Source organism: Methyloceanibacter sp. (assembly GCF_049590335.1).
In the GTDB taxonomy this organism is placed as follows: Bacteria; Pseudomonadota; Alphaproteobacteria; order Rhizobiales; family Methyloligellaceae; genus Methyloceanibacter.
Window position 1 is genome coordinate 1 of sequence record NZ_JBAWCQ010000061.1, and the last position, 6,935, is coordinate 6,935.

7 protein-coding genes and 1 pseudogene are annotated in these 6,935 nt (G+C 61.9%); 3 read left to right on the forward strand and 5 right to left on the reverse strand.

Features of this window, described 5'->3' with window-relative positions; translation table 11 throughout:
* From WBQ77_RS04810 to egtB, 3 genes are all read right to left on the reverse strand, one after another.
* The coding region (locus WBQ77_RS04810; RefSeq protein WP_424059142.1) for a 6-phosphofructokinase at positions 1-382 on the reverse strand (382 nt) is incomplete at its 3' end.
* 86 nt (positions 383-468) lie between these two features.
* The gene (egtD, locus tag WBQ77_RS04815; RefSeq protein ID WP_424059144.1) at positions 469-1,443 is read right to left on the reverse strand and encodes an L-histidine N(alpha)-methyltransferase; all 975 of its coding nucleotides are present in this window, start codon (positions 1,441-1,443) and stop codon (positions 469-471) included.
* Positions 1,444-1,502: 59 nt separating this feature from the next.
* The gene (gene egtB, locus WBQ77_RS04820; protein WP_424059146.1) at positions 1,503-2,792 is read right to left on the reverse strand and encodes an ergothioneine biosynthesis protein EgtB; all 1,290 of its coding nucleotides are present in this window, start codon (positions 2,790-2,792) and stop codon (positions 1,503-1,505) included.
* 175 nt (positions 2,793-2,967) lie between these two features.
* Here egtB and WBQ77_RS04825 point away from each other — a divergent pair, with 175 nt between their 5' ends.
* Positions 2,968-3,447 (forward strand): MmcB family DNA repair protein, encoded by a 480-nt coding sequence (locus WBQ77_RS04825; RefSeq protein WP_424059148.1) that lies wholly within the window; start codon positions 2,968-2,970, stop codon positions 3,445-3,447.
* A 24-nt stretch (positions 3,448-3,471) separates the two neighbouring features.
* On the opposite strand, the gene WBQ77_RS04830 is transcribed toward WBQ77_RS04825, so the two are convergent.
* Together WBQ77_RS04830 and WBQ77_RS04835 are read right to left on the reverse strand one after the other, a co-directional pair.
* The gene (locus tag WBQ77_RS04830; RefSeq protein ID WP_424059150.1) at positions 3,472-4,047 is read right to left on the reverse strand and encodes an ActR/PrrA/RegA family redox response regulator transcription factor; all 576 of its coding nucleotides are present in this window, start codon (positions 4,045-4,047) and stop codon (positions 3,472-3,474) included.
* A 245-nt stretch (positions 4,048-4,292) separates the two neighbouring features.
* The gene (locus WBQ77_RS04835; protein WP_424059152.1) at positions 4,293-5,738 is read right to left on the reverse strand and encodes an ActS/PrrB/RegB family redox-sensitive histidine kinase; all 1,446 of its coding nucleotides are present in this window, start codon (positions 5,736-5,738) and stop codon (positions 4,293-4,295) included.
* 117 nt (positions 5,739-5,855) lie between these two features.
* On the opposite strand from WBQ77_RS04835, the gene WBQ77_RS04840 reads away from it, so the two are divergent.
* Both WBQ77_RS04840 and WBQ77_RS04845 read left to right on the forward strand, forming a co-directional pair.
* Positions 5,856-6,671 carry an ABC transporter ATP-binding protein gene (locus WBQ77_RS04840; protein ID WP_424059154.1) on the forward strand — a complete coding sequence of 272 codons (816 nt, stop codon included), beginning with the start codon at positions 5,856-5,858 and terminating at the stop codon, positions 6,669-6,671.
* Positions 6,668-6,935 (forward strand): annotated as a pseudogene (locus WBQ77_RS04845) (hypothetical protein); the annotation flags it as partial. The gene WBQ77_RS04840 and the pseudogene WBQ77_RS04845, both read left to right, overlap by 4 nt.

Consider the following 6,935-nt stretch of genomic DNA (forward strand, 5'->3'; position numbering starts at 1 on the left):
CACTCACGATCCGGCAGGTATCGGCGGAATCATTGCCGCCGATATAGAAGAAATAGCGGATGTCGTTCTGACGGCAGCCCTCAAGAATCTGCGCGCAATAGGCATCGTCAGGCTTGTCGCGGGTGGAGCCGAGCGCCGCGGATGGCGTCCGCGCGATGGCCTCGATGGTCTCGGCTGTAAGGCTCGTGAGATCGATCAGATCGCCGCCGTCCTTGGCGATCCCGCGCACGCCATGGCGCATGCCGTAAATTTTTTTTACCGTGCCGGACGCAACGAGGCCCGCCTGCAGGCTCTCGACAACGCCGGCCAGAGACTGGTTGATGACGGCGGTCGGCCCGCCCGATTGGCCGATGGCCGCATTGCCGGTTGGAAGATCGGACACGCGCTACCCCTCCTGCTCCTCGTGGTGGCGGCACAATGCCCCGGAGCCTTGCCCCGTTGCAAGACGAAGCTGCGGCTGTCCGCAATTTACGGAAGCAGCAAGAGATGGAGGCTGAAAAGTTCGGCCTCGTCGGTCCAAACCTGGGCCGGAGTCCAGCCGGCGCGCGCCGCGAGGTCCTGGAAACGCTCCACGGTATATTTGTGCGAGTTTTCCGTGTGGATGCGCTCGCCCTCCGCGAAGTCGAAGCGCTGCCCGAGAACGTGGACGATCTGGTCGGCAAGGCTCTCAAGGTAGATCTCGATCCGCCTCTCGCGCGCATTGTACAACGCCCGGTGCGCAAAACGATCGGTGTCGAAGTCGCCACTGAGGTCTCGGTTGACCCGGGCGAGGAGGTTGAGGCTGAAGGCGGCGGTCACCCCGCCGGCGTCGTCATAGGCGGGGATCAGAACGTCGAGGCTCTTCTCGAGATCGACGCCAATCAGAAAAGTGCTGCCCTCTCCCAAGAGCTGCGCCGCGTTCTCCAGAAACGCGTGAGCCTCCTGGTGGTTGAGGTTGCCGATGGTCGAACCGGAGAAAAAGCCCAGCGGCCGGTGAGGCTGGATGCCATTGAGCACGCGGGTTTTGGTGAAGTCGCCGAGGACGGGGCTGACGGTCAGGCTCTCGAAATCCGCTTCGAGGCGCTCTGCGGCTTCGGCAAGAAAGGTTTCCGAGACGTCGATGGGCACATAAGTCGCAAGGCCATTCAGGGCCTCGATGAGGAGGCGCGTCTTTCGGCTCGAGCCGGAGCCGAACTCCACCAGCGTCTCCACCGGGCCGACGCATTCGGAGATCTCGGTGCCGTGCGCTCGAAGCAGCCCGATCTCGGTGCGGGTGGGGTAGTACTCGTCGAGCTTCGTAATGTCTTCGAACAACGCCGATCCGATTTCGTCATACAGAAAGCGCGAGGGAATGCTGCGCCGCTCATGCGCGAGGCCATTCAAGACCGCTTCGGCGAACTCCGCCGTTCTGGAATCGTTGACGGCACCGGCGTCGTCGTCGATGTCGCTTTGTAGCTGTGGCATGGAACCTTGGGCATGGGACATGGAATTTTTTACCTGCGGCATGCAAAACGCGCGCGCCATTAAGCGTCCGCCGCCAGGCGCAGGCCTGTGAACTGCCAGCGCTGATGAGGATAGAAGAAATCGCGGTAGGTGCGCCGGATATGGCCGTCGGGCGTCGCGCAGGAGCCACCCTTGAGAACGAATTGGTTGCACATGAATTTTCCGTTGTATTCACCCACTGCGCCGCGGGCCGGTTTATAGCCTGGATAAGGCAGGTAGGCACTGGCCGTCCATTCCCAAACATCGCCGAACATCTGGGACAAACCCGTCTCATTTGGGGCGCGCTGGGGTCGCAAATGTCCGGCGCCCAGAGTCTGGCCGCGCTCGGCAATAGAGGCTGACGCGTGCTCCCACTCGAATTCGGAAGGAAGCCGATACCCCGCCCAGCGCGCGAAGGCATCTGCTTCGAAATAGCTGACATGGGTCACCGGGGCACCCGGGTCCACTGGACGGAATCCGCGAAGGCTCATCTGTCCGTAGCCGCCGTCATGCGGCTCGAAATAGAGTGGCGCGCGCCAAGTTTCGGCGTTGATGAGATTCCATCCATCCGCCAGCCACAGCACCGCGGTCTCGTAGCCGCCATCCTCGATGAAGGCGATCCACTCGGCATTGGTGACGCAGCGATTGGCGAGCTTGAAGGGGCGGATGAGTTGTTCGTGGCGAGGACCTTCGTTGTCGTAGGAAAAGCCCGAGCCCGAATAACCGACCTCGAATACGCCGCCCTCAAAGGCCGTGAAGGCCGGCAGCGCCACTTCGCCTGCCGGAACGCCCGCGTTATCATCGCGATAGGCGGGCTTCAGCGGCTGGGATGCGAACAGGTTCAAAACGTCAGTGAGCAGCAATTCCTGATGCTGCTGTTCGTGATTGATGCCGAGCTCGACGAGGCTCAAGGCCTCCTTCGGCACGTCGTGCGCGAAGAGCTTCTCGAGTGCCTCGTCCACATGGGCGCGATAGGCGCGCACTTCATCACCGGACGGACGGGTCAGCAGCCCGCGAAACGGGCGTGGATGGCGCGGGCCGACGCTCTCATAATAGGAGTTGAAACAATATTCGAAGCGCTCGTTGAAGCAAACATAGCCCGGAAGATGCTGCGACAAGACGAAGGCCTCGAAGAACCATGTCGTGTGGGCGAGATGCCATTTCGTCGGACTGGCATCGTCCATCGCCTGAACGACCTGATCTTCGTCGCTCAAAGGGCGAGCAAGGTCTTGGGAAAGTGCGCGGGTCCGCATCAGCCTCTCGCTGAGACGGTCGGGCGATGTCGGTGCATCCTGTTTCGTTGCGGCGACGGTAAGCTCGGTGAGGCTCATTGTTCCTCCCATGGGTCGCAGTGTCGGCGAATCGCCGGTGCCTTCTTAAGAGCAACGGTTCGTTGCTTGTTCCATATCTCAAAACGAGCCACCATGCACAATTCCGTGACGATGACCTGACATCAAAAAGCCAACGTCAGTACCCAAGGAAGCTTCGGTGCAAGGGAAATCAAGTGTGGCCCACTCGGACAAGGACCCGTTGATCGTCGTCGACCGTCGCCAGTCGGATGCCGCCGCCGCGCTCCAGCGCGGCGTTTGCCGGACGCTGCGCGCCTATGGCCATTCTGTGATTACAGAATTGCCGTTAGCCAACGGACGGCGTGCCGATGTGGTGGGACTTTCCGGCTCGGGTGATATCATGATCGTGGAGATCAAATCCTGCCTTGCTGACTATCGCACCGATGGAAAATGGCATGAGTATCTCGACTTTTGCGATCGGCTCTATTTCGCCGTGTCCGCGGACTTTCCGAACGAGGTGATCCCCGAACACGCAGGGCTCATTCTCGCCGATCGCTATGGCGCCGAACTTGTCCGGGAACCAACGGAAGACCGGCTTAATGCCACCCGCCGCAAAGCCATGATGCTGTGCTTCGCGCGCACCGCCGCTCTCCGCCTCCAGCATCATTTGGATCCCGGTTGCCGACTGAGAAGCTAACCGTCCAAGTCTTTCTGAGGGTCTCTACTTGGGCGCGCGCTTCGCCAGAATGCGCTGCAGCGTGCGCCGGTGCATATTGAGCCGTCGCGCGGTCTCCGAGACATTGCGATTGCAGAGCTCGTAGACCCTTTGAATGTGCTCCCAGCGAACACGATCGGCCGACATCGGATTTTCCGGCGGCAATGCTTTGTCGTCGGGCGAGGCGACTAGCGCGTTGTAGACGTCGTCGGCGTCGGCTGGTTTGGCGAGATAATCGACGGCGCCAATCTTCACTGCGGACACGGCCGTGGCGATGTTGCCGTAGCCTGTCAGGACGACGGCGCGCGAATCAGGCCGGATCTCCTTCAGGGCCGCGATCACATCAATGCCGTTGCCGTCGTCGAGGCGCATATCCACCACGGCATAAGCCGGAGGACGCTGCCGGAGGACCGCCAATCCTTCGTCGACGGACGCGGCCGCCTCGACGGCAAAGCCACGTGTTTCCATTGCACGCGCCAAGCGCTGAAGAAATGCGCGGTCGTCGTCGACAATCAGCAATGTGTTGTCTTGAGGCGCTCCGCTGAACTCGTCTGACATCGTTGATACCGACTGGATGTCCATAAACCTGCTCCCTTCGCGGTCATAAAACCCAACCAAAGGGCGTGTCCTCCGAGACGCGGAAACGTTTTTCCTTATACGGCCTGACTTCAGAGGTAAGGTCTTCTGGCGAACATGACAAGTCTTGGCCTATTAGGACATAATCATTTGCATTGAAAAATGGCACAAAACGGGAAATGTCAGCGCTCCGAACTTGCGAGCATGGTGAACGGCGCAGGGCTAAACCTGGGCGGGGAGGCTGCCGAAACCTAAATCGCCATTTCCTCGTTGTCCCAGCATTCAGGCGTTTCGAACGCTTTTCGAGACCAAATCACCTTCACGACGGCGCCAGTTTCGGGCTCGGGACGGTTTGCGAGCTCAAGGCGCGCACAAGACCGTTCCAGGAGCGTTTTCGCGATGAAGAAGCCCAACCCCATGCCGGCGTGGCCGGGCTCGTCATGATCGATGGTTGTGGCAGGCCGCGTGGTCACGAAGGGCTCCCCGAGCTGTTCGAGAACATCGAGTGGAAAGCCATCTCCGTCATCGGTGACGACGATCCGGACCTCGTCGCGTGACCAGGTGGCGTCGACACTGACCTGGTCCTTGGCAAAGTCGAGCGCGTTCTCGATGAGATTGCCGAGCCCGTAGAGAACGCCTGGATTGCGGTCGGTGACGGGTTCCCGGGCCGCATCGCTCTTGGCGTACACGCCCGGCTTCGGACCGGCGGTCACTGTGATGGGGACGGCGAGGGGTCGGTATGGCTCGACGACCTCATCGATGAGGTGGCTCACGGGCAGGCGTGAGAGAATGGTGTCCAGTTCCTCGGCGCGGGCGCTCAAGTCCTTCAGAATGTCGCGGCAGCGCTCGGCTTGATGGCGCACGAGAAGAAGATCGTCATAGATTGGCTCGCCTTCCTTGGCCTCGCGGAGCAGTTCCTTGGTCGCGACGGCAATCGTGGACAGCGGCGTGCCGAGTCCATGGGCAGCAGCAGCGGCCATGCCGTCGAGGGCCGACAGTTTCTGTTCGCGCGCGAGCACCATCTCGGTTGCCGCGAGCGCTTCGGCCATGCGCCGGTTCTCCTGGGCGGTGCGCCACGTATAGAAGCCGATAAAAACGATGCCGAGGACAACGGCCGTCCAGACGCCGAGAACGTAGAGCCGCGGGATCGCGAGCGTTTGAGTTTGGCACCAAGCCACCGGGTGGTGGAAAATATCCGGCGCCGAGTGGTCGTGGTGACACCAAGGCAGAGGGAAGTGAAAGGCGACAAGCAGGCTCGCCGCGCCGATTGCGAGCAGGCCGAGCGCCATAGTCGTGCGCAGAGGCAACGCCGAGGCCGAGACTGCGACGGGCGCGACCAGGAGAAAGGCGAAGGGGTTCTCAAGCCCGCCGGTGAGATAGAGCAGCGCAGCGAGCTGAAGAATGTCGAAGCCGAGCATCAGGAAGGCGGACCGGGCCGTCAGGTGCTGGCGCTCCGGAAAGCGGATGCGCAAGGCCACGTTTAGCCAAGCCGATAAGGCGATTACGGCGAAACACCAGCCGATGGGCACCGTCATGCCCAGCCCCCAATTCACCAGGAGGATCGTCAGACTTTGACCGATCACGGCGAGCCACCGCAGGCGGACGGTGGTGTGCAGGCGCAAACGGGAATCGCCTGCACGCAACCATTCGGGGGGTGCGGCCTCGATATTGGTTTGGCCGCTGTCGATGAGGCTCATAAGCGAATCCTAGCATGGGTCCAAAGCTATAATTCCGACAAAGATGTTCCGTATCGCAGGGCGCCCTGACTGTAAAAGGCGGTCTAAACGCGCGGCCGGAACCACAAGGACAGGAGCGTGGTGGTGCGAGACATTGCTGAGGACCAAGGTGGCGCGGCAGGTGCGGCCGAGCTGCCGGTTGTCGCGCGCGGCCTGACGAAGCGATTCGGGTCCGTGACCGCTGTCGACCATCTCGACTTCACTATTGAGGCCGGCTCCACCGTGGCGCTGCTTGGCGGCAACGGCGCCGGTAAGACCACGGCCATCGCCATGCTGCTCGGCCTGATCCGCCCGACCGCGGGCGAGGTGCGCATCTTCGGGGCCAATGTCGCGCGCAGCCGCTACGTCGTCGCGCAACGCATGAATTTCCAAAGCCCTTATGTGGACTTGCCCCAGCGGCTCACGGTTCGGCAGAACCTCACGGTCTATGCCGGGCTCTACGGTATCGCCAATGCGCGCGCACGGATCGCGAGCGTTGCCGCGCAATTGCAGATCGAGGCGCTTCTGGACCGGCCTACTGGTAAGCTCTCGGCGGGACAGAAGACGCGCGTCGGGCTGGCCAAAGGGCTGTTGAACGCGCCCGAACTGCTTCTTCTCGACGAGCCCACGGCCTCGCTCGATCCAGACACCGCGGATTGGGTTCGCAAGAAGCTCAAGGCCTACGCGTCGGCCAGGGGCGCGACGCTGCTGATCGCCTCGCACAACATGAACGAGGTCGAGCGGCTCGCCGACCGTGTCATCCTGCTGCGTGCGGGCCGCATCGTCGAAGACGAAACGCCGCGCGCGCTCATTGCCGCCTATGGCCGCGAAACGCTCGAGGACGTGTTCTTGGATGTCGTGCGCGGGCGCACCGGATCAGCCGGGTCCGATCGCGCGGCGAGGGAGGCCTCGTGAGCACGCCCCAAACTCACGACGACACCCGGCCTATTCTTCTCGCGCCCGCAGGGATGCGAGCCTCGGTGCGACGCGTCGGCGCGCTGCTGCGGCGCTATGTCTATCTCCTGAGAAGTTCCAGCGTGCGCATTGTCGAACTGATCTATTGGCCCTTCCTGCAAATGCTGACTTGGGGCTTCCTGCAGAAGTTTCTGGCGAGTACGAACAACCCGTATGCACAAGGCGCCGGCGTCCTGATCGGCGCGGTGCTGCTGTGGGACATTT

Bases quoted from the DNA above. Each gene is read 5' to 3' on its own strand.
- egtB (WP_424059146.1), bottom strand. From the start codon at position 2,792: ATGAGCCTCACCGAGCTTACCGTCGCCGCAACGAAACAGGATGCACCG.
- egtD (WP_424059144.1), bottom strand. From the start codon at position 1,443: ATGCCACAGCTACAAAGCGACATCGACGACGACGCCGGTGCCGTCAAC.
- WBQ77_RS04830 (WP_424059150.1), bottom strand. From the start codon at position 4,047: ATGGACATCCAGTCGGTATCAACGATGTCAGACGAGTTCAGCGGAGCG.
- WBQ77_RS04835 (WP_424059152.1), bottom strand. From the start codon at position 5,738: ATGAGCCTCATCGACAGCGGCCAAACCAATATCGAGGCCGCACCCCCC.